Source organism: Oceanicoccus sagamiensis, assembly GCF_002117105.1.
Classification (GTDB): domain Bacteria; phylum Pseudomonadota; class Gammaproteobacteria; order Pseudomonadales; family Dasaniaceae; genus Oceanicoccus; species Oceanicoccus sagamiensis.
This window is the reverse complement of the sequence record NZ_CP019343.1, coordinates 2,149,058-2,175,857: the sequence shown is the minus strand read 5'-3', so window position 1 is coordinate 2,175,857 and position 26,800 is coordinate 2,149,058. Positions and strand designations below refer to the sequence as shown.

Here is a 26,800-nt window from a genome sequence, read left to right as displayed (position 1 = left end):
TTATTGTCATTTTTGATCATAGGAGCATAGGCTCCAGCCCCCATATTATGAACACCCGTCACAGCAAATCACTCTAACACCAATAGCGGTAATATAATGGCATACAAAGCATCAGCAGCCTCCCGGACATTAGACCTTCAAATCCTCAAAATCCGGGAGCTAACGGCCTCCATCAGGGCCTATACCGAGCGCATTCAAACAAGCTGGGGCACCTATAAAGAGACGACCTAGTTAAAGGCCACTAGCTTGCCAACGCGGTTTTGGAGGTTTTTTTCGCCGCTACCCGCCGCTTGCGGCCTTTTCTAAAGGCCGGTTTTGCTTTGATATCCTTTAGCCCCACTGGCAAGACGGATTGGCTCTGATCAACCAGCTCCCCCAAAGAGCATTGCAGCGGCTGCATAAAGCCTTTATAGCTAAGGGCTTTTTGGCTAATGGCATTGAGCTGCGTCTCCCACTGCGCCGTCATATCCGGCAGCGTCGCCACTTCTGGCAAGCTATTAATCAGGCCCTTGCCTGCTGCGGTGGCATGTATTTGTTTGCCCTGCCGCCGCAGGAAATCGCGCTTAAATAGCAGCTCAATAATACCCGCCCGCGTTGCCTCGGTACCCAAACCATCGGTTTCTTTAAGCACCTTGCGTATTTCAGGGTCTTTAACGTAGCGCCCCACACCGGTCATAGCCGCCAGTAAGCTGGCATCATCAAAGGGCTTGGGCGGGGTGGTTAACTTCTCCAGAACATCACCACCGATGCAATGACAATGCTCGCCTTTTTTTAATGCCGGCAAGGCTTGGTTGACCGCAGTATCAGGCGATGGCTGTTTTTTACTTGGGTATAACGCCTTCCAACCATCGAGCAGCGACTGCCGGGCTTTGGCAATAAACAGGCCACCGCCAATCTCAAGGTCAAGCTGGCTATCACTGTATTCATGGGCAGGGTAAAACTGCGCGGTATATTGCCGGGCGACCAACTCATAGATATTGCGCTCAGTCGAACTAAGCCGAGCTGTGGACGCCTGCCTCGCGGTGGGGATAATCGCATGGTGAGCTGACACTTTGCTGTCATTCCAGGCTTTACTCTTTAAGGACGGGTCGGCCCCGGACACAGCGCCTGCCAATGCCTGTGCATTATTGGCAATCGCCGCCAACACTCTATCGCGATCGGCATAATGCTCTTGGGGAAGGTGACGGCAATCCGAACGTGGGTAGGTCAGCAGCTTATGCTGCTCATACAAACGTTGGCAGCTATCCAACACCTGCTTGGCCGACATCGAAAAACGCTTGGCGGCATCAATCTGCAACGCGGATAAATTATAGAGCTGCGGCGGGGGCTGCTGTTTGACTTTTCGGGAGCTGGCTTTAACCGTGGCAGGTTGATCAGCAATACGGCTGGCTACATTTTCAGCGAGGGCTTTGGCAATGACCCTGCCCTCCTCATCTTGCCATTGGGCACAGGCTTCGCTGGGCTGCCACTTGGCTTTAAAGTGCTCACCCTTATCGGTCTCAAGCTGGGCAAAAACCTGATAAAAAGGCTTGGCCACAAAGCTTTCAATCTCTTTATCCCTGCGTACCACCAAACCCAATAAAGGCGTTTGCACCCGCCCTACCGACAGTACCCCCTGATAGCCAACCTTGCGCCCCTGCAAGGTCAGGGCCCGCGTCATATTAATACCGTAGAGCCAGTCTGCTCTGGAGCGGGCCAGGGCAGATGTCGAGAGGGGCACAAAGGCTTTATTGTCAGTCAGCTGTTTGATCGCCCGGCTGACCGCAGCAGGATTAAGGTCACTGATCAGGCAGCGCTGGATGGTTGCACGTTTGTTAGCGCTGACATTGAGATACTCAATCACCTGATCAACCAGCAACTGCCCTTCGCGATCAGGGTCACCGGCATGAATCAACTGGTCAGCCTGTTTAATCAACTGCCGCAGCACCGATAATTGTTTGCGGCTACTGGCCTTGGGCTTTAGCTGCCACTGCTCGGGCACAATCGGCAGATGCTCCAACCGCCATTGTTTAAACCTGGCATCGTAGGCATCCGGCTCAACCTGCTCCAGTAAATGACCAACACACCAACTCACGCAATCACCATTGCCAACATAAATACACCCCTCCGCCTTGCGGTGGGGCTTGGGTAATACATCCGCTATGGCGCGGCCCAGGCTGGGCTTTTCTGCAATAAATAGTCTCATGGCAATACCATCCCGTGAATACATCCTGACTATACTGTATATAAAAACAGTACTCCAGACATTTATGCTATCACCGTCAGTGGATAACAAATAATCACTTATCAAACTTTCAGCTATAAATAGCGGGAAAAATGTAAAAAAAATCTATTGGACGGATTTTTTAATTTCTTTAATATAGCGCCGTCGACAAACACTGCCGACCAACCCAATACATATTGAAACCCACTATTCTGCCAGCCCCGCGCTGACCAGAAAAAGCTATTGCCTGAATATATGGTTATTCATTCTACAGCCCCCTCAACGGCATCACTGTCCGCCTCGCTATCCCGGCAGAGCACCGATATGCCCAAGCGTGAAAGCAGTAATAATGAATTAATTGAACAGGCCAAACAGGTAGACCAGGACGCCATCACTGAAGGCGTTGGCGAAACCCCTCTGGCCAACCCCCCAATGCCTGCGGTTGTTCCCCCCGCCCAAAAGTCGGCCGCTATTGTTCCGCAGATGCAAACCAAAATGACCATGGATAGCATCACCGACCGCTATCAAGCCAACTTTGAGCGCATGCAGGAAGTCGGTCGCACTATCGACGTACGCGCCTAATCAACCGCGACTCTCTTCTCACCTTGATCTAAAGGAAAAGATTGAGTACCTTGCCTCCCTATTCAGGCAATTCCCAATCACTAACACCTTGAGTCAGGATTAATACCCTATGGCACAGTACGTTTACACCATGAACCGCGTGGGCAAAGTCGTCCCACCCAAGCGCCAAATTCTTAAAGATATCTCACTATCCTTTTTCCCCGGCGCCAAGATTGGTGTGCTGGGTTTAAACGGCGCGGGTAAATCCACCCTGCTGCGCATTATGGCTGGGGTCGATGAAGAGTTTGAAGGCGAGGCTCGCCCACAGGCTGGTATTAATGTCGGCTATTTATCTCAGGAACCCGAGCTAGACCCCAGTAAAGATGTGCGCGGCAATGTAGAAGATGGACTGGGAGATGTCGTAGCCGCCCAAAAAGAACTGGAAGAAGTCTTTGCCGCCTACGCCGAACCCGATGCGGATTATGATGCACTGGGCAAACGCCAGCAGGAGCTGGAGAATATTATTCAGGCTGCTGACTCCCAAAACCTGGACCATAAACTGGAAGTTGCCGCAGACGCCTTGCGCCTGCCACCCTGGGACGCCGATGTCACCAAACTGTCTGGCGGTGAGCGCCGCCGAGTGGCCCTTTGCCGACTGCTGCTGTCCAACCCGGATATGCTATTACTGGATGAACCGACCAACCATTTGGACGCAGAGTCAGTGCACTGGCTGGAGCAGTTCCTCTGCGAATACCCGGGCACGGTGGTAGCGATTACCCACGACCGTTACTTTCTCGACAATGCAGCAGGCTGGATTCTGGAACTGGATCGCGGTCGTGGCATCCCCTACGAAGGCAACTACTCGTCATGGCTTGAGCAAAAAGAAGAGCGCCTGCAACGAGAAGCCAAACAGGAAGCCTCACACCAGAAAACAGTTAAGTCTGAACTGGAGTGGGTCAAGCAAAACCCCAAAGGCCGCCAGGCAAAAAACAAAGCGCGGATTGCACGTTTTGAAGAACTGCAATCACAGGATTTCCAAAGCCGCGCCGAGACTAACGAAATCTATATACCACCCGGGCAGCGACTGGGCGATAAAGTTATTGAAGTCAAAGGGGTTAGCAAATCCTTTGGCGATGAAATGCTTTATCAGGACCTGAGCTTTACTGTACCCAAAGGCGCTATTGTCGGCGTTATCGGCGGCAACGGTGCTGGTAAATCGACGCTGTTTAAAATTATTGCTGGTATGGAGCAAGCCGATAGCGGCGAAGTTGAACTCGGTGAAACCGTAGACCTGGTCTATGTTGAACAGCTAAGGGATGCACTTAATGACCAGCAAACCGTCTGGGAAGCCGTATCAGAAGGCCACGACATCCTGCAAATTGGCAGCTATGAAATCCCATCGCGGGCTTATATTGGTCGCTTTAACTTTAAAGGCTCCGACCAGCAAAAACGTGTGGGTGAACTGTCCGGTGGTGAACGCGGCCGCCTGCAACTGGCCTGCACCCTGAAACAAGGTGGCAATGTGCTACTACTCGATGAGCCCTCTAACGATTTGGATGTGGAGACACTGCGGGCACTGGAAGAGGCACTGATTACCTTCCCAGGCTGTGCCATGATTATCTCTCACGACCGCTGGTTCCTGGACCGAATCTGTACCCATATCCTGGCCTATGAAGGGGATAGCGAAGTGGTGTTTTTTGAAGGCAACTACACCGAATACCATGAAGACTTTGTTGCCCGCAAAGGCGAAAATGCGTTACCGCAGAGGGTCAAATACAAAAAGTTAAAGTAAACCTGCTATAGTCTGTATTGATCACTCAGGTATTGAGCTGATGATATAACAATATGACATGAAACAACGCAAAAGGATTAGGCAACGTTATGACTAACGATATTGAGCGCCGCGTTTTTAGCCGCATCGCCTTTACTGGCGAGATAACTTTAAGTCAGGGGGACCAAGAATGGATCGCCACCCTGGCTGACCTATCACTCAAGGGCCTGCTAATTGTCACGCCGGACAATTGGAATGCCGATACCAGTCAGCTGATAGAAGCCACGATCAATCTTGATGAAGAGACCTCCATCACGATGTCGCTAAATTGGCGCCATACTCGCCATGGCCAATCCGGCTTTGAGTGCGAACATATTGATATCGACAGCATTATTCATCTGCGTCGGTTAGTGGAATTAAACTTAGGTGATGAACATCTACTGGAACGTGAACTAACCTCTCTGGGCGGATAAAGATTTTTGCCAAAAAAAAGGCCATCGTAAGATGGCCTTTTTTATTTCAAACTCATACCACTACAATTCATCAACACTCGTAATGGGGTAGTGTTCAGGATAAGGCAGCCTGGCCACATCAGTATCAATCGCCGCCTGCGCCACTGCCGCAGAAACATCACCCAGCAAACGGCTATCCATTGGCTTGGGAATAATATACCCGGCACCAAACTCCAAACTGTCTACGCCACATGCGTCCAACACATACTGAGGTACAGGCTGCTTGGCCAATTCGCGAATCGCATTAACCGCCGCAATTTTCATTTCCTCATTAATTTTACTGGCACGTACATCTAAAGCGCCACGGAAAATAAACGGAAAGCCCAATACATTATTTACCTGATTGGGATAATCAGAACGGCCAGTGGCCATAATTAAATCACTGCGTGTTGCATTGGCCAATGCAGGGTCAATTTCAGGATCAGGGTTAGAGCAAGCAAAGACAACCGGCTTAGCTGCCATCGTACTTAACAGTTCAGGGCTCAATAAGTTGGCGCCGGATAAACCCACAAAAGCATCCGCTCCATTTATCGCATCTTCCAGCGTTCTATCACTGGTATCGTGAGCAAACTCTTCCTTAAATTCGTTAAGCCCTTCTCGACCACTATAAATAACACCGCGGCGATCAATCATAGTGACATGTTCTTTTTTCGCACCCAGACTACGCAACAAGCGCATACAAGCAACCGCCGCCGAACCTGCACCCAGGCAAACAATTTTGGCTTCTTCCAGTGTTTTTCCCTGAATCTCTAACGCGTTCAACATGCCCGCCGCTGTTACAATCGCAGTACCGTGTTGATCATCATGAAAAACCGGCACATCACATTGTTCAATTAAAGCATCTTCAATTTCAAAACATTCTGGCGCTTTAATATCTTCCAGATTAATACCACCAAAGGTATTCGCTATCAGTGCAACCGCATCAATAAAGGCTTTAGGATCTTTGGTATCAACTTCAATATCTACAGAATCAATACCGGCAAAACGCTTAAATAAAAGGGCTTTACCTTCCATAACCGGCTTGCTGGCCAACGCACCCAAATCACCCAAACCTAAAATAGCCGTGCCATTGGAAATCACCGCAACCAGATTACCCTTCACCGTATAGTCATAAGCCCGTACCGGGTTTTCAGCAATCGCTTTAACTGGTTCTGCCACACCCGGACTATAGGCCAAAGCAAGATCATGCTGGGTAGCGGCGCTAGTACTTAGCTCAACAGAAATTTTTCCAGGTTTTGGCTGGGCATGATAATCCAGTGCCGCTTGCTTGATGTCTTTTGACATACTTTTTTAATCCAATGGTAAATAATATAAAAGGTATATTGTTATAACAATCAGTTGATTTTTATAGCTTTTTCACCTTGTGAAGGGGGCGAAAGAATATAGAAAAGCACCTGCTGCCACAAGCACCTTTTATTAAATGTAGCTTAGCAGCCGATAAAATAAATAATTGTTTTCAATAAAAAAACACTACTTCAGCATGGCTGAATGCTGGAGGTTAATCATTAAAGCAGAATACCCTTTTTTCTTAACAGCGCTGGACTGGCTGCGATCAATCACCCAACCACGAAGAGTTAAGGTTTGATGAAGCCAATCCTGTGGAGTGACATCATCCAAATACTTTAAATGTTTATCTTGTACCCGGACGGCCAATTGACCTAACTGTACCCACCAGCCACCGCGAGTGCGATTAACAGCAACCACTTTACCGGTAATCTGTTGAAAGCCGGTGTCATTCATACTGAGATGATTGGCCTGTTTTGTTGGGTAAGCTAAATGCCCCCATAAACCTGCCGACTGTTTTTTTGCAGCAATTTCAACCGCCTGTAAACACTGCCAACCTGACACATTCGGTGGCACAACAACATGCCAGGCCAAACCCTGGCTCAGCAGGTGCGCAGACAGACTTGCGCCATCAGCCCGATAAACATGCGCCAGCACCCGGCCATAGTGATCCACTCGTAGCTCACCAAAGCGTAAACCCACTTTGGAACCTGATGAGAAAAAATTTTCCGCTGCTTGTTTTGCGGCCATAGCCAGGGGCTGGGGATAACCTGGGTCGTCCTTCTTTCTATAACCTATTTCAGGGCTATTTATTCCCATCACTCGCACTTTGCGACCATCACGCAAATGCAAAGTGTCGCCATCAACAATTTTTTTGATCTGTGCCCATTCAATCTTGCCGCTGGCAGCGCAGAGTTCGGCAGCAACGGCTGGCAATGAAAAAAAGCATATAACAGAAACAAAAACGCCCAACCAAAATTGGCTGGGCGCTTTGTTTAAAGATCTGGTAATGATCAGAGGAACTCCCCTACCATTAACCCTTGCTGCTACGGCTAGCGAAACGCTTCTTAAAGCGATCAACACGGCCACCGCTATCCAACATTTTCTGCTTACCGGTGTAGAACGGGTGACAGGCACCACATACATCCAAGTGGATGTCTTTACACAAGGTTGAACGGGTTGTTACAACATTACCGCAACTACAAGTCGCAGTGACTTCTTCATATTTAGGGTGGATATCAGCTCTCATTGTTTTACTCTCTTTCAGTGTGCCGCAACCCAATCAAGCCTTATGGTCTCCTCCGTGGAAACAGCCGTTGAGCACCGCACTGGTATTGCCAGTCAACTGGCGAAAATTCAGGCGATGCATCATACCAGAGAAACCCGTGATTGCAATGGCTAAGGGCCGGCAGCACTATTGGGCTAAATCCTGCTCCAGCATGATAATCGCCTCATCGCACCAGCTTAGCCGCGCCTGCTCCATTAATATCCCCTTGCGCAAGGTCAGGTAGCCGCGGCGATTCTCAATAGCCAGATGGTCTATAGCGTCCTTTACTTTGTCCGCATCTGCTTGATAACTGGTCAGTTTTTTCTGATGTTCTTGCCTTAGAGCCTTTATTTGCTCTAACAGCACTTCTGTGGGGCAAAATTCACCGGCAAAAAGCTTTACCTGTAAGCTTTCATTAATAGGCGCTGGCTGCTGGTATTCCATTAGCCACTCCAGCAACTGCCGCTCCCCCTCAGGGGTAATATCATAGACCTTCTTATCGGGCTTACCGCTCTGGGGGTGGAGCTCAAAGCTAACCCAGCGGTCTTTGCTAAGGGTGGCCAGAGCCCTGTAGACCCGCTGATGGCTGGTATTCCAATAAATACCCAATGGCCCCTCAAAGGTCTGATTGATCTCATAACCACTGGCGCTGCCCTTCTTCAAGACCACCAAAATTACATGTTTAAGGGACATCCACCTTCCTCGCTCAAAACGTAACCATATGATACATGTTGCATAGCTACAACGGAATGGCTATGCTCACAATCTATCGATATGCACCATGATGCATATCAACACACTGATAATAACTAACAACCTGGCAACCCTAAGGAGTCACTATGTCCACACTACTGATTGTGATCTTATGTCTGGCAGCCTTTTATGGCCTTATACGCTTTGTGCTGCTTAAACCCCTGCTGGCTAATTTCAGGCAAAAAGCCAACGATGCCATGGACCTGCCCAGCTACAACCAGGGCAGCGACTATTCCAAAATCGGCTATTGCCCCATCCACAATGAATTAACGGACTCAGCGATTACGGTTGAAGGGGAAATCCCTGCGGACTTAAGTGGCCTTTATTTACGTAATGGCACCAACAGCCCCTTTGACCGAACGGACAGCCGCCGCCATATGTTTAACGGTGCGGGCATGATTCATCAGGTAAGGATTGAAAACGGCCAAGCGACTTACACCAATAAGTACACGCAAACCCCGCGCTATTTGGCTGAAAAAGAAGCGGGCAAAGAACTCTATATTGAATTTGGTGATGTTGCCGGTGGCGGCAAACCCGCCATGGGCAAGATTATGCTGTCTTTGATCGAACAAAAGACCGGCATCGTGCCCAAGCTTAGCAATATAGAAAACAGTGCTGCTACCACCGCTATCCAGTACCACAACGGTGAGCTTTACGCCCTGCAGGAAACCAGCCTGCCTTTTAAACTCAATACCCGCGTAGAGAATGGCAAACTGGCCATTGACGGCAGCGGTGAATTTGTTGATTTTGGGGGCAAGTTAAACCAGCCTTTTACTGCTCACCCTAAAATCGACCCTACCACCGGCGATTGGACCAGCTACAGTACTGATGTGCAAACGGGCAGTATCCATTACGATATTCTCAGCGGCGGCGAATTAACCAAACACCAGGAACTGATGGTGGCAAAACCGGCAATGGGTTTTCTGCATGATTGCTATATCACCGAAAACTTTTCGATCTTCCCCGACCTGTCACTGCGTTTTGATGCCGGTGAATTGATGAAAGACCGGGGCACCGGTTTCTACTTTGACCCCGAACATAAAATGCGTTTTGGCGTGATTAAACGCGACCATCAGCAAGGCGATAAGATTGCGTGGTTTACTACCGACAAGCCCGGCCATATCTGGCACACCATTAACGGTTGGGAAGAAAAGCGCGACGATGGCGGTACTGATGTCGTGTTGTTTGCACCGGTATTCCACTCCTATCCCGACAATGTGCCCATCCACTCATCAGAAGAGCCTGATGCCCTGCTCTATAAATTCCGCCTTAATTTAGAAAGCGGCGAAGTGACTGAGCAAAAAGTTTTAGATAAGCATTTTTATGAACGCCCCAGCTTTAATACAAACTATATCGGCAAGCCAAGCCAGTTTGCCTACTTACTCGACGAAGGCAGCGCCGGCGGCATTATGGGTAAAGGGGTAATGAAGTACGACCTGATCAATGAAAAAGACGTAAAGTATTTTGATTACGGTGATTACCGCGGTGGCGAAGCGCTATTTGTTGCCAAAGCCAATAGCCAGGCTGAAGACGATGGCTACCTGATTGACCTATTAAGCCATGAAGATAAATCCTATTTAGTCATTATCGATGCCAGCACGATGGAAGAGTTGGCAAAACTTCATATATCACAGCGAGTACCTTACGGTGTTCACGCCTGTTGGTTGGATGAAAATAAAATTAGCACTCTGGGTACAAACTAAAATCCACAAGGGGGAAACCAATAATGAATAAAAAACTATTGAATGTTGCCAACTCGATTGGCTGCGCAGCCTTAACACTGCTGCCAACAGCAGACCTGCTAGCGCAGGAAAAAGAAGGCTATGTGCTGGAAGAAGTGATGGTAACGGCACGAAAGCGTTCAGAATCACTACAGGAAGTTCCGCTGGCAGTAACGGCGATCACGCGTGAACTAAAGCAATCCACTATCAGAAACTTAAAAGATATTTCGGGTTTTGCACCTAACGTTTCTATCGAGCCGATTACCGGCGCCCCCGGTGCCTCGGCTATTTCTATTCGCGGTGTTAGCTACCAGGAAATTGATAAAACCTTTGACCCTTCTATCGGTGTCATTATTGATGGCGTTTATTTGGGCAGCAGTGTAGGTACCTTTATCAACAACTTTGATATTGAACGCATTGAAGTCTTGCGTGGCCCACAGGGCACCCTGTTTGGTAAGAACACTATCGGCGGTGTTATCAATGTGATTAGCAGCAAACCCACTATGGAATGGGGTGGTAAAGTAGGCATCACCCTCGGCTCTGATGGCCGCGAAGATTATAAAGTGATTGGCAACGCCCCCCTTATTGAAGATAAATTGGGTGTAAAAGTTTACGGTGCCTCTTTAAATAGCGATGGCTATATTAAAAACACCACCATCAATCAGGATGCCGGTGGCCAGGACTTCAGTAACTACGGGCTATCATTTTTAGGTACTCCGACTGAAGACCTCAGCGTTCAATTTACGGTAGAACATGCTGATGAAAAAACGGACCTCGGTGCTTTTGCTAACGGCAACGACACCAGCAACCTTGTCTGTTTGGCAGGGCTTGGCGCCATCCCATTGGCCAACCCGGTTTCATGGGGACCAGAAGCCTGTGAAGATTTTGATAGCGGCAGCGGCGAAGACAAAGTCAGTACTAACGATCGCAACAGAAATGACAGTGAACTCGATGCCATGACCTTGGAAGTGAACTGGGATCTGGGAGATTTTTCACTGACCTCGATCACTGCAAAACGTGATACCAGCGAAGAACACCAGTCTGAATATGACGGTAGCAGCGCTGAATTTTTCACTCAGAAAATGTCGCAAAACTTCGACCAGATCAGCCAGGAGTTACGCCTGACTTCACAGTTTTCTGAAACCTTTGAATTTGTCACTGGCCTGTATTATTTCAATACCGAGTACGATGTTTTACGTCGCACCCTGCATCTGAATGATTTCTTTGCCTACAACCTGACCGGCGCCGTACCTGTTGATCTTGATCTGATTGGCTACAACAAACAGGATCAGGAAACAACATCCTATGCCGCATTCTTCTCCAGTGATTGGCATATTACCGATCAGTTAACCCTGACTACCGGTGTTCGTTATACGGTTGAGGAAAAAGATTTTACCGGCTACACCGATCAAATCTTGCCAGCTTTTCTGGGCACACCGACTGATTTTGAAGCCACCAAACTGGACGATGACTGGGATGAGATTTCACCCAAGATCGGCCTTTCCTATGCGCATAATGATGACATGATGTTTTTCGCATCGTATACCGAAGGCTTTAAAAGCGGTGGTTTCTTTGGCCGTAACCAGGACTTTGAAAATTCCAGCTCCTACGACCCTGAATACGTAGACACCTTTGAAGTGGGTACTAAAACAGAATGGATGGAAGGCCGTGTGCAGTTTAATGCTACCGCGTTCTACAGTGAGTACGATGAAAAACAGGAAGAAGTTATTATTACACCTGACCCATCTGACCCAGCTTATGTACTGAGCGTGGTACTCAACGCTTCAACCGTGATTATGCAAGGTGTTGAACTTGAGCTGATTTCACAAGTGGCAGAAAACTGGATTGTACGTTCCAGCTATGGTTATAACGATGTTTATTACGACGATTTCTTTGCCGATCTTAATGGTGACGGCGTTGCTACCGATAACAGCGATTTAACCCTGCGTAACGCTCCGGAAAATACCTTTAGCCTGGGCACCAGCTACTTCCAAACTATCGGTGATGTTGATGTGGCCTATAACCTGAATTACCGCTGGAAGGATGAAGTGGAATCTATTATCAATAACGACCCACGGGGCACTCAGGAAGATATTGATAATCTGGATGCCTCTGTTGATATTACTTACCAAAATCTGAATGTTTCTATCTTTGGTAGAAACCTGACTGACGAGATTGCAGGTCGGGCAATTAATATCAGCACCTTAACCACCTTCAGACAGTACCAGCAAGGTGAAAACTACGGCGTAGAAGTGACCTATAACTTCTAAGCCCTTTATCAAGGTGGCTTTGCTGGCAAAGCCACCTTGATCTCTCCATTACATTTCTTATCTCTTTACTAGCGGCAAGCTGTGTAGAATAAACCCAAATCGTTTTTTTGGATATCTACGCCTATGTCTGTTGCAAAACGCCTGCTTAAACTTTTACTGGGCATTGTACTGATCGCTATAGCAGTGCAACTAGCGTGGTATCAGATAGACGGCCAACCTACCGCAGAGGCCGATCAGTATTTACAAGGAGATTTATTTTCCAGTGCACAACAGGACAATGGCGACTGGCTATTTACCCCACATCAACCCAATGGCTATGGCTTACTGATACTTCATGGCGCGCTGATTAAACCTAAAAGCTATAGTTATACAGCCGCATATTTTGCCAGCCGCGGCTATAAAGTCTGGATACCCAGTGGGGTAATACGATTATCGGCATTATCGTCTGAACGCATCGCCCAACAATTACCGCAGATGGGTAACGAGCAATGGTTTTTGTTAGGGCACTCGATGGGAGGCTTGACCGCCTTAACGGTGGCCAATCAACTCAGTCAGGCCCCGCTGGGAGTTACGGTATGGGCCGGCGGCATACCGCAGGATTTTTCCCATATACCCCTACCGATTTTGTTTATTTCCGGCACTAACGATCCCATGCTATCACCGGAAAAATTTAAGACCGCCAAACAACACTTACCCCTGTCCACGGTTTACTTCGAGATAAACGGGGCAAACCATAAAAACTTTGCCCTCTATTCACACCAATTCTTTGACGGGATCGCCAGCATTGAACACCTGGAGCAAATTAACCTCGCCCATCAAAGGACCGAACAATTTATCCAGCAGATCTTAGCGCTTAAATAAAACACTCATCAAACAGCCACTCTTCAGCGGCTTCACGGGTCTTAAATAAACCGAGAGACCAGGATGGCCCTGCGGCTTCATCCATATGCATTTGGTAAAACGAGGAAAGGCCATACCAATCATCATCCGTCGAGACGGTGGCACAGCGAAGGCTGCTATTGCTTTTGGCCGCACCAATACCCATAGCGGCCAGCTTTTCTACATCTTCAATGGTGACATCCACTTGCTCAATATCAGCCATCAAAAAGAGCATATAACGCAGGTCATCAAACCGGGCATCCGAATGTATCAGCCGATTGGCTGTGACCAAATCATGGCCCTTAACGACGCCGGACCAGTGACAACTCACTGTTTTGCCGCTCCACTCTAATTTAAATGCCACTGCTACACCTGATGCTAAATAATTGACGCCACTATAGGGTTATCGCGCCAGGTTGCCCATAAGTATTAATCCTTATTTGTTAAAAATTCACACTATAAAACAGTCACTTACCGTTATTCGACCAGACACCTGATGTCCGGTTATGAAAGATTGATCAATAGTTAAACTTAATTTATTCAACACTGGCACAAGCTAAATTTTGTTACACTAGCCTCCCTTGCCACCAGCAGCCAACAATTAGATCAGTAATGCCCATACTTACCCTGGCCATGCCCACACCACTGCGTCGCAGCTTTGACTACCTGCCGCCAGAGGCTATGGATGACGAAACCGTGGCGGCCTTGCCAGCAGGCGTGCGCATTGAAGCCCCCTTTGGCAACCGCAAGCTTATTGGCATTCTATTAGCCACCAAAGCAAGCACCGATATCGACCCCAGCAAGATCAAGCGAGTCACCAAAGTGCTGGATCAGCACCCTATACTGACGGATAAACTACTCTCACTAAGCCAGTGGGCGGCCAGCTATTACCAACACCCATTGGGTGATGCCTTTGCCAATGCCATCCCAAACCTGCTGCGCAAAGGCGAAGCGTTAATCCCCCAAACGCAGAGCCACTGGCAACTTACCACCGAAGGCAAAGGCCTGCCCGAAGGCGCACTGAAGCGAGCAGCCAAACAAGCGCAGCTATTGGGGTTACTACAGCAGCAAGGCCGCCTTAATCGAGTACAACTGGATAATGCGGCTATTAGTCAGGCAACCTGCAAAGCCCTGATCGAAAAGGGGCTGATTGAACGGGTTGAGGTGCTGGCAGAGCCCTATGACCACCAACAAGACTGCTTAAAATCTCCCCACCTGAAGCTCAACCACGAGCAAAAAAGGGCGGTAGATACCATCCACGCCAACACAGGGTTTCAATGCTATTTACTGGAAGGGGTTACCGGCAGCGGCAAGACCGAAGTCTATCTGCAACTGATTGAGCAATGCCTTAAACGGCAGCAACAGGCGCTGGTGCTTATCCCCGAAATTGGTTTAACACCACAGACACTGAGCCGCTTTAACAATCGCTTTAACTGCCCTATTGTCACACTGCACTCAGGTCTTACTGATCGGGAGCGCTTACTAGCATGGCAGCATGCGCAATCCGGCGAGGCCGGTATTATTCTCGGTACACGCTCAGCGGTATTTACCGCGACTGCCAATTTAGGGCTGGTTATTATCGACGAAGAGCATGATAGCTCCTTTAAACAGCAGGATGGCTTTCGCTATTCCGCCAGAGATATTGCTATTAAACGGGCCGCCGATGAGCAGTGCCCCATCGTATTAGGCTCAGCCACGCCAAGCCTCGAAACCCTCAATAATGCCCTGCAAGGTCGCTACCATCATCTGCCATTAAAGTCGCGAGCCACTGGGGCAAGCGCCCCCGCATTCGAGCTACTGGATATTCGCCACGCTCCGATGGAAGATGGCTTTAGCCCTGCCCTGATTAGCGCCATTGGCAATGAGATCAAACGTGGCAATCAGGTCCTGGTCTTTATTAACCGCCGTGGCTTTTCCCCAATGCTAATGTGCCACGACTGCGGCTATGTGGCCCAATGCCAGCTCTGCGACGCCAGAATGACAGTACATTTCCAGCAGCGGCTGTTGCGCTGTCATCACTGCGAAAGCCAGGCTGCCCTGCCCCATCAATGCCCGGAGTGTAACGGCACACAATTAGACTTTCGCGGCTCAGGCACCGAGCGCAGCGAACAAGCCCTAAAACGCCTGTTCCCATCCACCGATATCAAGCGCATCGACCGCGATACCACCTCCCGTAAGCAGGCGATGCAACAACTGGTTGCCGAGGTACATAAGGGGGAGCCCTGTATCCTGGTGGGCACCCAGATGCTGGCCAAGGGCCACCACTTCCCCGATGTCACCTTAGTTGCCGTGCTGGATGCCGACGGCGGCTTATTTAGCGCCGATTTTCGCGGCCCGGAAAAAATGGGACAGCTATTAGTACAGGTCGCCGGCAGAGCGGGCCGGGAAGCCAAAGCCGGTAAAGTCATCATCCAGACCCACCAACCCGAGCACCCCCTGATTACCAGCCTGGTCAATGACAGCTATCATCACTATGCCAGAGCCATACTCAGTGAACGCCAGGCCAGCGGCCTGCCACCCTTTGCTCACCTTGCGCTGCTGCGAGCCGAGGCTAATAACCTCGAACAAGCCGAAGCCCTATTGCAGGACCTGAGAGGCTGGGTAGACCACAGCGGCTGTCAGGTATTTGGGCCACTGCCTGCACCCATGACACGAAAGGCCGGCCGGTTCAGAGCTCAGCTGTTAATTCGCGCCGACCAGCGCAAACCCTTACACCGCACCCTGCAACAACTCTGCTCACTGGCAGAACAACACCCTTTAGCCAATAAAGTCCGCTGGTCAATCGATGTCGACCCCAGCGATATGTTTTAACCCTTAAACAGGACACCACTATGTCTATCACCAATGCCAATCTGGTTATTTTTGATCAATCCCCCGCCGAACGCGACGACTACCATGCCGCCGAGGAAAAACGCATCAAGGGCAACCCCCAGCAAACGACCTGGAATTACTTTAGTGACGATAGCAATCAGTTTCATACCGGTGTCTGGCAGGGGGAAGTGGGCTGCTGGAAAGTGAGTTATACCGAGTTTGAGTATTGCGAAATTTTGGCTGGAAAGTCGATTTTGCGCGATAGCGATGGCAATGAGCAGGTGCTTGAAGCAGGTACAAAATTTGTGATTCCCGCCGGGTTTCAAGGGGAGTGGGAAGTCGTAGAAACCTGTAAAAAGGTCTATGTCATCTTTGAACCCGCCACCTCTTAAGTTCGTCGTTCCCGCTGTAGGGTGGATTATAATCCACCGATCACAACCGCTTCGGGTGGGACCTTGGTGGATTATAATCCACCCTACAAAACGCCATACACCTGATTTTATTAACGGTATTTACCACATGTGCAGACAGACCTATAAAAGGTGGCTTAGCTCCCCTAAAATCTGGATAATACGCGCCCTTGCCGTTCTAAAACTGACTAACTCTCCGGAACCCAATGAAAGACCATATTGCTGACCTGATTAACGCCGCCCTTAACACCATGATCGATAATGGCGACCTGCCCGCCGATGTCGAGCCCCGCGTTGCCATCGACCGCACCAGGGATAAAGCCCATGGTGATCTTGCCAGCAATATTGCCATGACACTGGCAAAAGCAGCGAAAAAACCACCCCGCGATATCGCCCAATTAATTATCGATGCCCTGCCTGCCTCAGAAAAACTGACCAAGGCAGAAATCGCCGGCCCCGGTTTTATTAACTTCTTTTTAAATGAAGCCGCAGCCACCGCGGTGGTTAAAGATATTCTCAGCCAGGGTAAAAACTTTGGCCGCTCTAACAAAGGCGCCGGTAAAAAAGTGCAGGTGGAATTTGTTTCCGCCAACCCAACCGGCCCACTGCATGTTGGCCATGGCCGCGGCGCCGCCGTTGGCGATAGTATTTGCCGCTTATTAGAAGCGGATGGCTGGAATGTAACGGCAGAATTTTATTATAACGATGCTGGCCAGCAAATTAACAACCTCGCGGGCTCCGTTCAAGCGCGCTGCAAAGGTTTAGGGCCAGACGATAAGAGTTGGCCCGAAGACGGCTATCGCGGTGACTATATTATTGATGTCGCCAAATCCTATATGGCAAAAGAAACCATCGATGCAGAAGACAAGCATGTAGTCGGTGCGGGCGATGCAGAGGACAGTGACGCCATTCGCGATTTTGCCGTGGCCTACTTACGCCGCGAGCAAGACCTCGACCTGAAAGCCTTTGGCGTCGACTTTGATGTTTATTATTTAGAGTCGGCCCTATACGCCGATGGCGATGTAGAAAAAACCGTACAACTGTTAATCGATAGCGGCCACACCTATGAAAAAGATGGTGCCCTATGGTTAAAAACCACCGACTTCGGTGACGATAAAGACCGTGTCATGCGTAAATCAGAGGGCGGCTATACCTATTTTGTGCCGGACGTCGCCTACCACCTGAATAAATGGCAACGCGGTTTTGAACGTGTGGTTAACGAACAAGGCGCCGACCATCACAGCACCATCACCCGCGTTCGCGCGGGTATACAAGCGGTTAGCCAACATCAGGGGCAGGCTATTCCTAAAGACTGGCCAGAATATGTACTACACCAAATGGTGATGGTAATGCGCGGCGGCGAAGAAGTAAAAATTTCTAAACGCGCCGGTAGCTATGTCACTATTCGCGACTTAATCGACGAAGTGGGCAAAGATGCTACCCGTTACTTTTTAGCGGCCAGGGCGACCACCTCACAGCTCACCTTTGATATTGATTTAGCTGTATCGCAAAGCAACGATAATCCCGTCTATTATATTCAGTACGCCCATGCCCGTGTTTGCAGTATGCAGCGCAAACTGGCTGATAATGGCTGGAGCTGGTCAGCAAGCGATATCAACACGCTGGAACTATTGACGGAAGATGCGGAAAAAGCCCTGCTGAATAAATTGGCCGCCTACCCTGAGTTAATTAGCAATGCAGCCAATAACTGCGAGCCCCATGTGGTGGCTAACTACCTGCGGGAATTAGCCGGTGATTTTCACAGCTATTACAATGCCCATAAAATGTTAATCGACGATAACAACTTGCGGAATGCTCGCCTCAGTTTAAGCGAAGCGGTACGGCAGGTTATTGAAAATGGTCTAAGCTTATTGGGCGTTTCGGCGCCCACAGAAATGTAACCTGGAAGATTAAGCTGTTATGACCCACGATTTCGCCAAAAAGCCCAAGGCGACTAAAAAGAAAAAACCACGCAAGACCAAAAGCAAGAGCCAGGTGCCCGGTTGGGTGTGGTTATTTACCGGTATCGTGACCGGCTTATTTATTAGCTTTTTAGCGTATCTGGCCGATATCACCCCGGAAGAAGCCCCGGCCGAACTCAGTAATACGGTTGAAAAAGCCGCCGATGATGTTAAAACCATCGCCACTCAATTTGATTTCTATACCTTGCTACCCGAGCGAGAAGTGATTGTAGAAGTTGAGCAGGAAGAAACCGGCAATCAGCCCCCTGAAGCCACCGTTTATATCTTGCAGGCAGGCTCCTTTAAGAAAGCCGAGGATGGCGATCGCCTCAGAGCCCAGCTAATCCTGCTCGGTCTGGATGCCCGCGTCGAGGCGATTACCTCTGCCAATGGCGATGTCTGGCACCGGGTACAGGTCGGCCCCTTTGAGGACCGCTCACAACTGGCCAAGGCCCGCGGCACCCTGATCGACAAAGGTATCGATACGCTATTATTAAAGCGCAAAGCTGAAGACTAGTAGGGTGGATTAGCGGAGCGTAATCCACCACCACCCAGCCGGATTACGCTCCGCTAATCCAACCTACATTGCCCCAAAGCGCTAATCTGGACTTGAAATCAACCACTAACACCCCCATATTCCCTGCATATATTCCGCATCCCCAACGAGGACGCCATCTTGGATCAATATCGAGGCACCACCATTCTCTCTGTTCGCCGCAACGGCCAGGTCGTTATCGGCGGCGACGGACAGGTTTCTATGGGTAATACCGTAATGAAAGGCAATGCGCGTAAAGTGCGCCGCCTCTATAACGAGCAAGTTATTGCTGGTTTTGCCGGCGGTACCGCCGACGCCTTTACCCTGTTTGAGCTATTTGAAGCCCAGCTGGAAAAATACCAGGGCCACCTGACCCGGGCCGCCGTAGAGCTGGCCAAAATGTGGCGAACTGAGCGCTCACTGCGGCAACTGGAGGCCTTGTTGGCGGTGGCCGATAAAACCACCTCTCTGGTCATTACCGGTAACGGTGATGTTATCGAGCCTGAAGATAATTTAATTGCCATCGGCTCCGGCGGCCCCTTTGCACAATCGGCCGCTAAAGCATTATTGGAAAACACCGAACTGAGCGCCAGAGATATTGTCGAAAAAGGTCTGGCGATCGCTGGTGATATTTGTGTCTATACCAACCACAACCGCACTATCGAAGAATTAGATTGCCAATAGGCACGTTTGGTGGAATACATTCCACCCTACAAATCACACAACACCGTAGGGTGGAATATATTCCACCAACCGAATAAAGATTGATGAGAACACCAACATGTCACAAATGACCCCCAGAGAAATTGTCCACGAATTAGACCAGCATATTATCGGTCAGGATAAAGCCAAGCGCGCTGTCGCCAATGCCCTGCGTAACCGCTGGCGCAGAATGCAGCTCGATGAAGAGTTACGCGCTGAGATTACGCCAAAAAATATTTTAATGATTGGACCAACCGGTGTTGGTAAAACAGAAATTGCTCGTCGCTTAGCCAAGCTAGCCAATGCACCTTTTATTAAAGTTGAAGCTACAAAATTTACTGAGGTAGGTTATGTTGGTCGTGACGTTGAATCGATTGTTCGCGACCTGGTTGATGTTTCCATCAAAATGCTGCGAGAGCAGGAAATGGAAAAAGTAAAACACCGCGCCGCTGATGCTGCCGAAGAACGTATCCTGGATGTATTAATTCCACCTGCCCGCGGTGACGAAGAAGAAAAAGAAACCTCTACTCGCCAAATGTTCCGTAAAAAATTAAGGGAAGGCGAACTGGACGACAAAGAAATTGAAATTGAAGTCAGTGCAACACCTGTTGGCGTTGAGATTATGGCACCCCCCGGCATGGAAGATATGACCAATCAGCTGCAAAGTATGTTTTCCAATATGGGCAGCGATAAGAAAAAAACCAATAAAATGACGGTTAGCGCCGCCATGAAAAAAATTCAGGAAGAAGAAGCCAGCAAATTGGTTAACGAAGAAGAACTCAAAACCCGTGCTGTAGAAGCCGCCGAACAAAATGGTATTGTATTTTTAGATGAGCTGGATAAAGTCGCGAAGCGCTCAGAAGGCGCCGGGGCTGATGTTTCCCGTGAAGGTGTACAGCGCGACTTATTGCCCTTAATAGAAGGTTGTACTGTAAGCACCAAACACGGCATGCTAAAAACTGACCATATTTTATTTATTTCTTCCGGTGCCTTCCATTTAGCCAAACCCTCGGATTTAATTCCTGAACTGCAAGGCCGCCTACCGATTCGGGTTGAATTAGAAGCACTTTCCCCCAGTGATTTTGAACGTATTTTAACGGAGCCTAATGCTTCACTAACAGAACAATATCAAGCCTTACTCAACACAGAAGGCCTCGAACTTAAATTTAGTGATGACGGTATTAGTCGCATTGCTGAAACAGCATGGGAAGTGAATGAGCGTACAGAAAATATTGGCGCGCGCCGTTTACATACCGTTATGGAGCGTTTATTAGACGATGCGTCTTTTGATGCAACCGACAATAGCGACGCTACACTCACCGTTGACGCCAACTATGTGAATGAAAAGCTGGGCGAACTGGTTAAAGACGAAGACCTAAGCCGCTTTATTTTATAAACCGTACTGGAATCCTGATGAATACGACCAGCCCAATACCTAGCGATATCAAACTGCATACCCAGTCAAAAACACTGGAGTTAATTTATAGCAACAACGAAAGCTATCAATTAAGTTGTGAATATCTGCGGGTCTACTCCCCCTCTGCTGAAGTGAAAGGTCACGGTCCGGGGCAGGAAGTACTGCAAGTCGGAAAAACCAATGTCACCATTAATGCGATTGAGCCCGTTGGCAATTACGCACTACAATTATTTTTTAGTGACGATCATGATTCAGGCATTTATTCCTGGGACTATTTTTATCAACTGGCTACTAACAAAGACGCTTGGTGGCAGGACTATTTAGAACGTATTAATGAAGCCGGGGCCAGCCGTGACCCCGAGATCCAAGTGGTAAGAATTGGTAACTAGCCTACCCAAGCCAATGCCTCTTCTTCACAGGTAAACAGGCTTATTTCCCAGTTAGTATCGTAAAGCTCGGCATCGTATAAAGCTGCAAAAGCTGAATGGGTTTCATGCCCTGTGGTTACCACCGCTACTTTCATATAGGGGTTGGTTTTTGCGGCAGCGCGATCATAGGCCGCTATTTTGCGCACATCCTCAACGGTAAAGGCACCTTTAATCTCCCGGTAATTACGTACCTGCCCACGGGTATCATCAAATCTTGCATCGCCATAGAGCTCAGCAAAGGTATCAATAAGCTGCTCGGTGGTAATCTCTCCTTTAAAATTCCAGTGAATAATTTTCCCGAGCCACTTGGGCACACAAGGCATGTTCATTGTCTTTTCCGCATTCAATTTAAAGTGGGGGCTCTGGCCACCGTCTTGCGGCTGGCCTTGAGCTGATAAAGTGAATTTTAGGGAAGAGCACTCGCCGCCAATATGACAGCAACTGACAGACTTATGACCTGTTCTACAGACCTGTATAAGCCATTGATAAATAAGGAATAAACAAGGATAAGGAGATGTACGTATAGCGTAACAAAGAGCGCTATTGCTGGTCGCCTTCGTAGCCAAAAGCGAGGTTATCAAAGCGCGTGAAATGACCCACAAATGACAGTTTATAGTTACCCGTGGGGCCATTACGGTGTTTACCTATAATGATTTCGGCAATCCCTTTATCGGCACTGTCTTCGTTATAGTATTCATCGCGGTAGATAAACATAATCACATCCGCATCCTGCTCAATCGCACCGGATTCACGAAGGTCAGAGTTAATCGGGCGCTTATTGGGCCGCTGCTCCAAAGAGCGGTTAAGCTGCGACAGGGCAATGACCGGGCAGTTAAATTCTTTAGCGATCGCCTTAAGCGAGCGGGAGATTTCAGAGATTTCAGCGGTACGGCCTTCCGAGGTGCCAGCGACCTGCATCAACTGCAGATAATCCACCATAATCATCGCCAAATCGCCGTGTTCACGGGCTATACGGCGGGCGCGGGAGCGAACTTCGGTGGGTGTCAGGGCCGGCGTATCATCGATAAATAAAGGCTTGTCTTTAAGCTTGCTAACGGCGGTGGTTAGCTTGGGCCAATCTTCTTCATCGAGCTTACCGGTTAACACCTTACCCAAATGAATACGGCCAATGGCCGAGATCATCCGCATAATAATGGCACTGGCTGGCATTTCCATACTAAATACCATGACCGGCTTATCCTGCGCCATGATGGCGTTTTCCACCAGGTTAACCGCAAAGGCGGTTTTACCCATGGAGGGTCTTGCCGCGACGATAATCAAATCCGATTTCTGCAGACCTGCGGTGGCTTCATCCAGCTCTTTAAAACCGGTGGTAACACCAGTAATGGCACTGTCGGAATTAAATAACTCATCAATACGGTCAACAGCGCCTTTTAACAGGGGATTAACCGCTTGAGGGCCGCCAATCTTAGGGCGCTCCTCAGAAATTTGCATAATCTTGCGTTCAGCTTCGTCCAGCAAGTCACCGCTGTCGCGGCCTTCCGGGTTAAAGCCGCTTTCAACAATATCATTGGCGGCATTAATCATGGAACGCAGGCTTGAGCGCTCCTGCACTACCTTGGCATAGGCGCTGATGTTGGCAGCACTGGGGGTATTATTGGCCAGCTCCGCCAGATAGGCGACACCGCCCACCTGCTCCAACAAATCATGGTTATTCAGGGCTTCTGACAGGGTTATGACATCAATCGGCTCGCCGGCTTCTACCAGCTTGCCCATTTGCAGAAAGATCTCGCGGTGGCTGCCGCGGTAAAAATCGGTAGGGGCTACCTGGTCCGCCACATCATCCCAGGCCTTATTGGCAATCATCAGGCCGCCCAGCACCGACTGCTCCGCTTCAACGGAGTGCGGAGGGACTTTAACATCCAGCATCTCTCCGTCATTGGCAAAGCCAAAGTCGAAGACATTATCCAGATTTGTGGGTGGGTCGTTCTCGGTATCCACGGCCATTCTTTATGTTATTGATCGCAAGGGGGCTTATGCTAACAGGAGATGGGCTTGGAGTCCTGCGTCACAGGTAAAAAAAAAGCACACCAATCAGTAAGACCGGAGTGCCTTTCTCTTTACCGACTCAACGTAGGGTGGATTGTAATCCACCACAGTGTTAATCAGTAGCTTCTGGTGGATTATAATCCACCCTACCAAGGTATTAAGCTTCAGCAATAACAGAAACGTTAACAGACTGAGTCACTTCTGAGTGCAACTGAATATCAATCTCGAATTCGCCGATTTCGCGAATAACACCCGTAGGCAGACGTACTTCAGACTTGCTCACTTCAACACCGGCTTTAGTGATGGCATCAGCCAGATCACGTGTACCGATAGAACCAAACAGCTTGCCCTCGTCGCCAGCATTGGCTTCGATAGTGATAGACACTTCAGCCAACTGGGCAGCGCGCGCTTCAGCAGCACCTTTCTTCTCAGCGGCAGCCGCTTCCAAATCAGCACGACGCGCTTCAAAATCAGCGACGTTGGTTGCAGTCGCTGGTACAGCTTTACCGTAAGGGATTAAGTAGTTGCGGCCAAAACCAGCCTTAACATTTACTTTATCGCCAAGATCACCAAGCTTACCAACTCTTTCCAGTAGAATAACTTGCATTGTTCTTACCCTCTATATGTCCAGCCAGTGTCTTGCACTCGGCCTTCCATTACTTTTCAATATTTAATCCGGGCTGTGGTTTTTATCGGCCACACGCCCACGAATATGTATCCAACTGTCGACTATCGCTGCGATTAAGAGCAATGCCTTAACCGGGTCAAACAGTAGCCAGGCAATGTAAAACATTGTCAGCACATTACTGCTTATTTGCCGTTTGGCTGCCAAACCGTGTACCAGTGCAAAACCGGCAAACATAAATGGCAAAGCAAACATAATAGCCATCAGGCGATAATCCGCACCCAGTGTCGATATCAGCAACCCAACCAGCAGTAGCGCAACGCTTAACTGCGGCGGCAATCTCAGAGCGTGAAATTCCGTTCTGAAACCACCCGGGTTATACAATAATGACTGCCACCAACGCGCCAATATCAAACACATCACCACCATAAAGGCATTGCTTAAACCTAATAAGCCCGCTACTTGCATAACGGTAGGCTGTGCAACCTGTGACGCGGTTGATTCGGTATTCTGGCTGGCCAACTGCGTTAACGCATCGGCCAATAAACGCAAAATCTCTTCGAGATAACCACGTCCAAAGGTCAGTAATACCAAGGCGGTTACTACCCCTGATGTCACTGCGGCAACTAATGCCCATGACCAGGAGGCGGTAGACCTCAACACTATTGCTGCCAACATCACCCCCAAGAGGGTAGTGACTGGCCCGGTGTCACCCATGGCTGCCATAACAACAGCGGGTAACATCGCCCAAAGTAGCACCTGGCTACCCTGGCTGGATCCTCTTCGCAGTGTGACTAAGGCAATCACTGCGGCGCCGACCCAAGCAAATAAAACCGTTCCGGTGGCGAGTGCAGCAGCTATTACAGCCTGCGAGCGCCCTTTCATCACATATTCAGCTAAGGCTTTCATAAATGACGGTTACCGAAACCTAAACAATCAACTTAACTCTAATTACTTATGCTGGTCAGTGTATGGCAATAAAGCCAAAAAACGTGCCCGCTTGATACAAGTAGACAACTGACGCTGATACTTGGCTTTGGTACCGGTAATACGGCTAGGTACAATTTTGCCAGTTTCAGAAATATAAGCTTTCAACGTGTCCAGATCTTTATAATCAATCTGGTCAACACCTTCTGCAGTAAAACGGCAGAACTTACGACGACGGAAAAAACGTGCCATGGGATATCTCCTATCTATTAGTCCGAGTGATTATTCGCCAGCAGCTTCATCAGCGGCTGGGGCTTCTGCCGGTGCTTCTTCAGCAGCAGGTGCTGATTCTTCACGGCGCTCAGGACGTGCAGCGCGACGCTCACGGCTCTCTTTCTCGGCTTTCATGATGGGTGATTCGGCAGTAACCGCGTCATCCATAACCAATACCAAGTTACGAATAACGGCATCGTTATAACGGAAGTTGGTGGTTAACTCATCGATCGCTTCTTGATTGGCTTCTACATTCATCAGCGTGTAGTGAGCCTTGTGGATCTTGTTGATAGGGTAAGCCAGGTGGCGACGACCCCAGTCTTCCAAACGGTGGATTTTACCGCCGTCTTTCTCGATGGCCTGGGTATAGCGCTCGACCATGCCGGGCACTTGCTCTGACTGGTCCGGGTGGACCAAAAATATAATTTCGTAATGACGCATAGCATCTCCTTACGGGTTAAGTCACCTGCTGATTCATTGAGGAACCCCAGTGTGACAAGGAGCCCCAGAGGTCTGAATTAACGGACTACTGGGATTTAAGAGGCGCGGATTTTAGGGGATATAAGGGGGGATAGCAAGACAATTGGCCATAAAACCGCCAAATTACCGTAGGGTGGATTAAAATCCACCATGCCTGTACGGGTACGGAGGTGGATTTTAATCCACCCTACATACGTTGGCGGACGATCTCAAATAAGCAGACCCCAGTGGCCACAGACACATTCAAGCTACTCACTGAACCAGCCATAGGAAGCTTAACCAGAAAATCACAATTCTCACGGGTTAAACGCCGCATCCCCTTGCCTTCAGCCCCCATGACCAAGGCAACAGCCCCTTTTAGATCGGCATCGTAAACGCTCTGCTCCGCCTCACCGGCTGTACCCGTTATCCAGATACCCCGCTCCTGTATATCCTTCATGGTTCTGGCGAGATTGGTAACTTGAATATATGGAATAACTTCAGCGGCTCCGCAGGCTACTTTTCTAACCGTACCATTAAGTGGCGCAGAGTTATCTTTGGGAGCAATCACAGCATCAACACCAGCGGCATCGGCGGTTCTCAGACAAGCACCCAGGTTATGTGGATCTGTTACTCCATCAAGAATTAATAACAGAGGCTGATGCTCGGTCGCATCTAACAACTCCTTTAAATCGCGATCACGCAAGGTTTGTGCTGGCTTGGTTTTTGCCATCACACCTTGATGATTGCCTTCAGCTTGTTCATCCAGTTCTTCGCGGGCAACCGTTCTGCAACGAACACCTAACTGCTTGGCATGCTGCTGGATATCTTGCATGCGCTGATCATTGCGGCCTTGCTGCAACCATAATTCTTCAATACGATTTGGCTGACGCTGCAATAAAGCATCGACGGCATGAATGCCATAAACCCAATGTGTCTCACTCATTCTATGTAGGGTGGATTACAATCCACCATCCTCGCTGCTGCTGGTTTTTTGGTGGATTATAATCCACCCTACGAC

26 protein-coding genes are annotated in these 26,800 nt (G+C 49.1%); 13 read left to right on the top strand and 13 right to left on the bottom strand.

Annotated features, from left to right (window positions below):
- Positions 1 to 241: 241 nt before the first annotated feature.
- On the bottom strand, positions 242 to 2,185 hold the full coding sequence (locus BST96_RS09880) for a DNA topoisomerase III (protein WP_085760506.1): 1,944 nt from the start codon (positions 2,183 to 2,185) through the stop codon (positions 242 to 244).
- A 261-nt stretch (positions 2,186 to 2,446) separates the two neighbouring features.
- On the opposite strand from BST96_RS09880, the gene BST96_RS09875 reads away from it, so the two are divergent.
- The 3 genes from BST96_RS09875 (at position 2,447) to BST96_RS09865 (ending at position 5,008) form a co-directional block, all read left to right on the top strand.
- Entirely contained in the window at positions 2,447 to 2,785 is a 339-nt protein-coding gene (locus BST96_RS09875; protein WP_157117921.1) for a hypothetical protein, read from the top strand.
- 109 nt (positions 2,786 to 2,894) lie between these two features.
- Positions 2,895 to 4,556, top strand: coding sequence for an energy-dependent translational throttle protein EttA (gene ettA / locus BST96_RS09870; protein ID WP_085758551.1), 1,662 nt, complete (start codon positions 2,895 to 2,897; stop codon positions 4,554 to 4,556).
- A gap of 89 nt (positions 4,557 to 4,645) precedes the next feature.
- The gene (locus BST96_RS09865; protein WP_085758550.1) at positions 4,646 to 5,008 is read left to right on the top strand and encodes a PilZ domain-containing protein; all 363 of its coding nucleotides are present in this window, start codon (positions 4,646 to 4,648) and stop codon (positions 5,006 to 5,008) included.
- A gap of 60 nt (positions 5,009 to 5,068) precedes the next feature.
- Here BST96_RS09865 and BST96_RS09860 read toward each other — a convergent pair whose 3' ends face one another.
- From BST96_RS09860 to BST96_RS09845, 4 genes are all read right to left on the bottom strand, one after another.
- The gene (locus BST96_RS09860; protein WP_085758549.1) at positions 5,069 to 6,331 is read right to left on the bottom strand and encodes a malic enzyme-like NAD(P)-binding protein; all 1,263 of its coding nucleotides are present in this window, start codon (positions 6,329 to 6,331) and stop codon (positions 5,069 to 5,071) included.
- 186 nt (positions 6,332 to 6,517) lie between these two features.
- Entirely contained in the window at positions 6,518 to 7,267 is a 750-nt protein-coding gene (locus BST96_RS09855; protein WP_169713960.1) for a thermonuclease family protein, read from the bottom strand.
- A gap of 97 nt (positions 7,268 to 7,364) precedes the next feature.
- Entirely contained in the window at positions 7,365 to 7,580 is a 216-nt protein-coding gene (rpmE, locus tag BST96_RS09850; RefSeq protein WP_085758547.1) for a 50S ribosomal protein L31, read from the bottom strand.
- Positions 7,581 to 7,745: 165 nt separating this feature from the next.
- The gene (locus BST96_RS09845) at positions 7,746 to 8,291 is read right to left on the bottom strand and encodes a PadR family transcriptional regulator (RefSeq protein WP_085758546.1); all 546 of its coding nucleotides are present in this window, start codon (positions 8,289 to 8,291) and stop codon (positions 7,746 to 7,748) included.
- Positions 8,292 to 8,437: 146 nt separating this feature from the next.
- Here BST96_RS09845 and BST96_RS09840 point away from each other — a divergent pair, with 146 nt between their 5' ends.
- From BST96_RS09840 to BST96_RS09830, 3 genes are all read left to right on the top strand, one after another.
- A complete protein-coding gene (locus BST96_RS09840) occupies positions 8,438 to 10,054 on the top strand; it encodes a carotenoid oxygenase family protein (RefSeq protein WP_085758545.1) in 1,617 nt (538 codons plus the stop codon).
- Positions 10,055 to 10,077: 23 nt separating this feature from the next.
- Complete coding sequence (locus tag BST96_RS09835) at positions 10,078 to 12,342, top strand: TonB-dependent receptor (RefSeq protein WP_085758544.1); 2,265 nt, start codon at positions 10,078 to 10,080, stop codon at positions 12,340 to 12,342.
- A gap of 123 nt (positions 12,343 to 12,465) precedes the next feature.
- Complete coding sequence (locus BST96_RS09830; RefSeq protein WP_085758543.1) at positions 12,466 to 13,203, top strand: alpha/beta hydrolase; 738 nt, start codon at positions 12,466 to 12,468, stop codon at positions 13,201 to 13,203.
- On the opposite strand, the gene BST96_RS09825 is transcribed toward BST96_RS09830, so the two are convergent.
- Positions 13,196 to 13,585: a hypothetical protein gene (locus BST96_RS09825; protein ID WP_085758542.1), complete on the bottom strand. Its 390-nt coding sequence runs from the start codon at positions 13,583 to 13,585 to the stop codon at positions 13,196 to 13,198. The two genes, BST96_RS09830 and BST96_RS09825, sit on opposite strands and share 8 nt — an antisense overlap.
- Positions 13,586 to 13,833: 248 nt before the next feature.
- On the opposite strand from BST96_RS09825, the gene BST96_RS09820 reads away from it, so the two are divergent.
- The 7 genes from BST96_RS09820 (at position 13,834) to BST96_RS09790 (ending at position 21,446) form a co-directional block, all read left to right on the top strand.
- The gene (locus tag BST96_RS09820; protein ID WP_085758541.1) at positions 13,834 to 16,032 is read left to right on the top strand and encodes a primosomal protein N'; all 2,199 of its coding nucleotides are present in this window, start codon (positions 13,834 to 13,836) and stop codon (positions 16,030 to 16,032) included.
- A gap of 20 nt (positions 16,033 to 16,052) precedes the next feature.
- Positions 16,053 to 16,424, top strand: a complete 372-nt coding sequence (locus BST96_RS09815) for a cupin domain-containing protein (protein WP_085758540.1) — start codon at positions 16,053 to 16,055, stop codon at positions 16,422 to 16,424.
- 224 nt (positions 16,425 to 16,648) lie between these two features.
- Positions 16,649 to 18,343 (top strand): arginine--tRNA ligase, encoded by a 1,695-nt coding sequence (argS, locus tag BST96_RS09810; RefSeq protein ID WP_085758539.1) that lies wholly within the window; start codon positions 16,649 to 16,651, stop codon positions 18,341 to 18,343.
- Between the two features lie 19 nt (positions 18,344 to 18,362).
- Positions 18,363 to 18,920: an SPOR domain-containing protein gene (locus BST96_RS09805; protein WP_085758538.1), complete on the top strand. Its 558-nt coding sequence runs from the start codon at positions 18,363 to 18,365 to the stop codon at positions 18,918 to 18,920.
- A 159-nt stretch (positions 18,921 to 19,079) separates the two neighbouring features.
- Positions 19,080 to 19,622: an ATP-dependent protease subunit HslV gene (gene hslV / locus BST96_RS09800; protein WP_085758537.1), complete on the top strand. Its 543-nt coding sequence runs from the start codon at positions 19,080 to 19,082 to the stop codon at positions 19,620 to 19,622.
- A 97-nt stretch (positions 19,623 to 19,719) separates the two neighbouring features.
- Positions 19,720 to 21,036 (top strand): HslU--HslV peptidase ATPase subunit, encoded by a 1,317-nt coding sequence (hslU, locus tag BST96_RS09795; RefSeq protein ID WP_085758536.1) that lies wholly within the window; start codon positions 19,720 to 19,722, stop codon positions 21,034 to 21,036.
- Positions 21,037 to 21,053: 17 nt separating this feature from the next.
- Positions 21,054 to 21,446, top strand: a complete 393-nt coding sequence (locus tag BST96_RS09790; protein WP_085758535.1) for a gamma-butyrobetaine hydroxylase family protein — start codon at positions 21,054 to 21,056, stop codon at positions 21,444 to 21,446.
- Here BST96_RS09790 and BST96_RS20600 read toward each other — a convergent pair.
- From BST96_RS20600 to rlmB, 7 genes are all read right to left on the bottom strand, one after another.
- Positions 21,443 to 21,814, bottom strand: a complete 372-nt coding sequence (locus BST96_RS20600; RefSeq protein WP_085758534.1) for an STAS/SEC14 domain-containing protein — start codon at positions 21,812 to 21,814, stop codon at positions 21,443 to 21,445. The two genes, BST96_RS09790 and BST96_RS20600, sit on opposite strands and share 4 nt — an antisense overlap.
- A gap of 211 nt (positions 21,815 to 22,025) precedes the next feature.
- The gene (gene dnaB / locus BST96_RS09780; RefSeq protein WP_206045456.1) at positions 22,026 to 23,375 is read right to left on the bottom strand and encodes a replicative DNA helicase; all 1,350 of its coding nucleotides are present in this window, start codon (positions 23,373 to 23,375) and stop codon (positions 22,026 to 22,028) included.
- A gap of 277 nt (positions 23,376 to 23,652) precedes the next feature.
- Positions 23,653 to 24,102, bottom strand: coding sequence for a 50S ribosomal protein L9 (rplI, locus tag BST96_RS09775; RefSeq protein WP_085758532.1), 450 nt, complete (start codon positions 24,100 to 24,102; stop codon positions 23,653 to 23,655).
- Between the two features lie 63 nt (positions 24,103 to 24,165).
- On the bottom strand, positions 24,166 to 25,029 hold the full coding sequence (locus BST96_RS09770; protein WP_085758531.1) for a hypothetical protein: 864 nt from the start codon (positions 25,027 to 25,029) through the stop codon (positions 24,166 to 24,168).
- A gap of 42 nt (positions 25,030 to 25,071) precedes the next feature.
- Positions 25,072 to 25,299: a 30S ribosomal protein S18 gene (gene rpsR / locus BST96_RS09765; protein ID WP_085758530.1), complete on the bottom strand. Its 228-nt coding sequence runs from the start codon at positions 25,297 to 25,299 to the stop codon at positions 25,072 to 25,074.
- Between the two features lie 30 nt (positions 25,300 to 25,329).
- Positions 25,330 to 25,761, bottom strand: a complete 432-nt coding sequence (gene rpsF / locus BST96_RS09760; RefSeq protein ID WP_085758529.1) for a 30S ribosomal protein S6 — start codon at positions 25,759 to 25,761, stop codon at positions 25,330 to 25,332.
- 226 nt (positions 25,762 to 25,987) lie between these two features.
- Positions 25,988 to 26,725: a 23S rRNA (guanosine(2251)-2'-O)-methyltransferase RlmB gene (rlmB, locus tag BST96_RS09755; protein WP_085758528.1), complete on the bottom strand. Its 738-nt coding sequence runs from the start codon at positions 26,723 to 26,725 to the stop codon at positions 25,988 to 25,990.
- Positions 26,726 to 26,800 lie beyond the last annotated feature (75 nt).

Excerpts from the sequence above, each read along its gene's own strand:
- BST96_RS09820 (WP_085758541.1), top strand. The coding sequence starts at position 13,834 with ATGCCCATACTTACCCTGGCCATGCCCACACCACTGCGTCGCAGCTTT.
- BST96_RS09865 (WP_085758550.1), top strand. The coding sequence starts at position 4,646 with ATGACTAACGATATTGAGCGCCGCGTTTTTAGCCGCATCGCCTTTACT.
- BST96_RS09845 (WP_085758546.1), bottom strand. The coding sequence starts at position 8,291 with ATGTCCCTTAAACATGTAATTTTGGTGGTCTTGAAGAAGGGCAGCGCC.
- ettA (WP_085758551.1), top strand. The coding sequence starts at position 2,895 with ATGGCACAGTACGTTTACACCATGAACCGCGTGGGCAAAGTCGTCCCA.
- rpsR (WP_085758530.1), bottom strand. The coding sequence starts at position 25,299 with ATGGCACGTTTTTTCCGTCGTCGTAAGTTCTGCCGTTTTACTGCAGAA.
- BST96_RS09835 (WP_085758544.1), top strand. The coding sequence starts at position 10,078 with ATGAATAAAAAACTATTGAATGTTGCCAACTCGATTGGCTGCGCAGCC.
- BST96_RS09805 (WP_085758538.1), top strand. The coding sequence starts at position 18,363 with ATGACCCACGATTTCGCCAAAAAGCCCAAGGCGACTAAAAAGAAAAAA.
- BST96_RS09860 (WP_085758549.1), bottom strand. The coding sequence starts at position 6,331 with ATGTCAAAAGACATCAAGCAAGCGGCACTGGATTATCATGCCCAGCCA.
- BST96_RS09840 (WP_085758545.1), top strand. The coding sequence starts at position 8,438 with ATGTCCACACTACTGATTGTGATCTTATGTCTGGCAGCCTTTTATGGC.
- rplI (WP_085758532.1), bottom strand. The coding sequence starts at position 24,102 with ATGCAAGTTATTCTACTGGAAAGAGTTGGTAAGCTTGGTGATCTTGGC.
- dnaB (WP_206045456.1), bottom strand. The coding sequence starts at position 23,375 with ATGCTGGATGTTAAAGTCCCTCCGCACTCCGTTGAAGCGGAGCAGTCG.
- hslU (WP_085758536.1), top strand. The coding sequence starts at position 19,720 with ATGTCACAAATGACCCCCAGAGAAATTGTCCACGAATTAGACCAGCAT.
- BST96_RS09830 (WP_085758543.1), top strand. The coding sequence starts at position 12,466 with ATGTCTGTTGCAAAACGCCTGCTTAAACTTTTACTGGGCATTGTACTG.
- argS (WP_085758539.1), top strand. The coding sequence starts at position 16,649 with ATGAAAGACCATATTGCTGACCTGATTAACGCCGCCCTTAACACCATG.
- BST96_RS09815 (WP_085758540.1), top strand. The coding sequence starts at position 16,053 with ATGTCTATCACCAATGCCAATCTGGTTATTTTTGATCAATCCCCCGCC.
- rlmB (WP_085758528.1), bottom strand. The coding sequence starts at position 26,725 with ATGAGTGAGACACATTGGGTTTATGGCATTCATGCCGTCGATGCTTTA.
- BST96_RS09790 (WP_085758535.1), top strand. The coding sequence starts at position 21,054 with ATGAATACGACCAGCCCAATACCTAGCGATATCAAACTGCATACCCAG.
- BST96_RS20600 (WP_085758534.1), bottom strand. The coding sequence starts at position 21,814 with ATGAACATGCCTTGTGTGCCCAAGTGGCTCGGGAAAATTATTCACTGG.
- BST96_RS09770 (WP_085758531.1), bottom strand. The coding sequence starts at position 25,029 with ATGAAAGCCTTAGCTGAATATGTGATGAAAGGGCGCTCGCAGGCTGTA.
- BST96_RS09880 (WP_085760506.1), bottom strand. The coding sequence starts at position 2,185 with ATGAGACTATTTATTGCAGAAAAGCCCAGCCTGGGCCGCGCCATAGCG.
- rpmE (WP_085758547.1), bottom strand. The coding sequence starts at position 7,580 with ATGAGAGCTGATATCCACCCTAAATATGAAGAAGTCACTGCGACTTGT.
- rpsF (WP_085758529.1), bottom strand. The coding sequence starts at position 25,761 with ATGCGTCATTACGAAATTATATTTTTGGTCCACCCGGACCAGTCAGAG.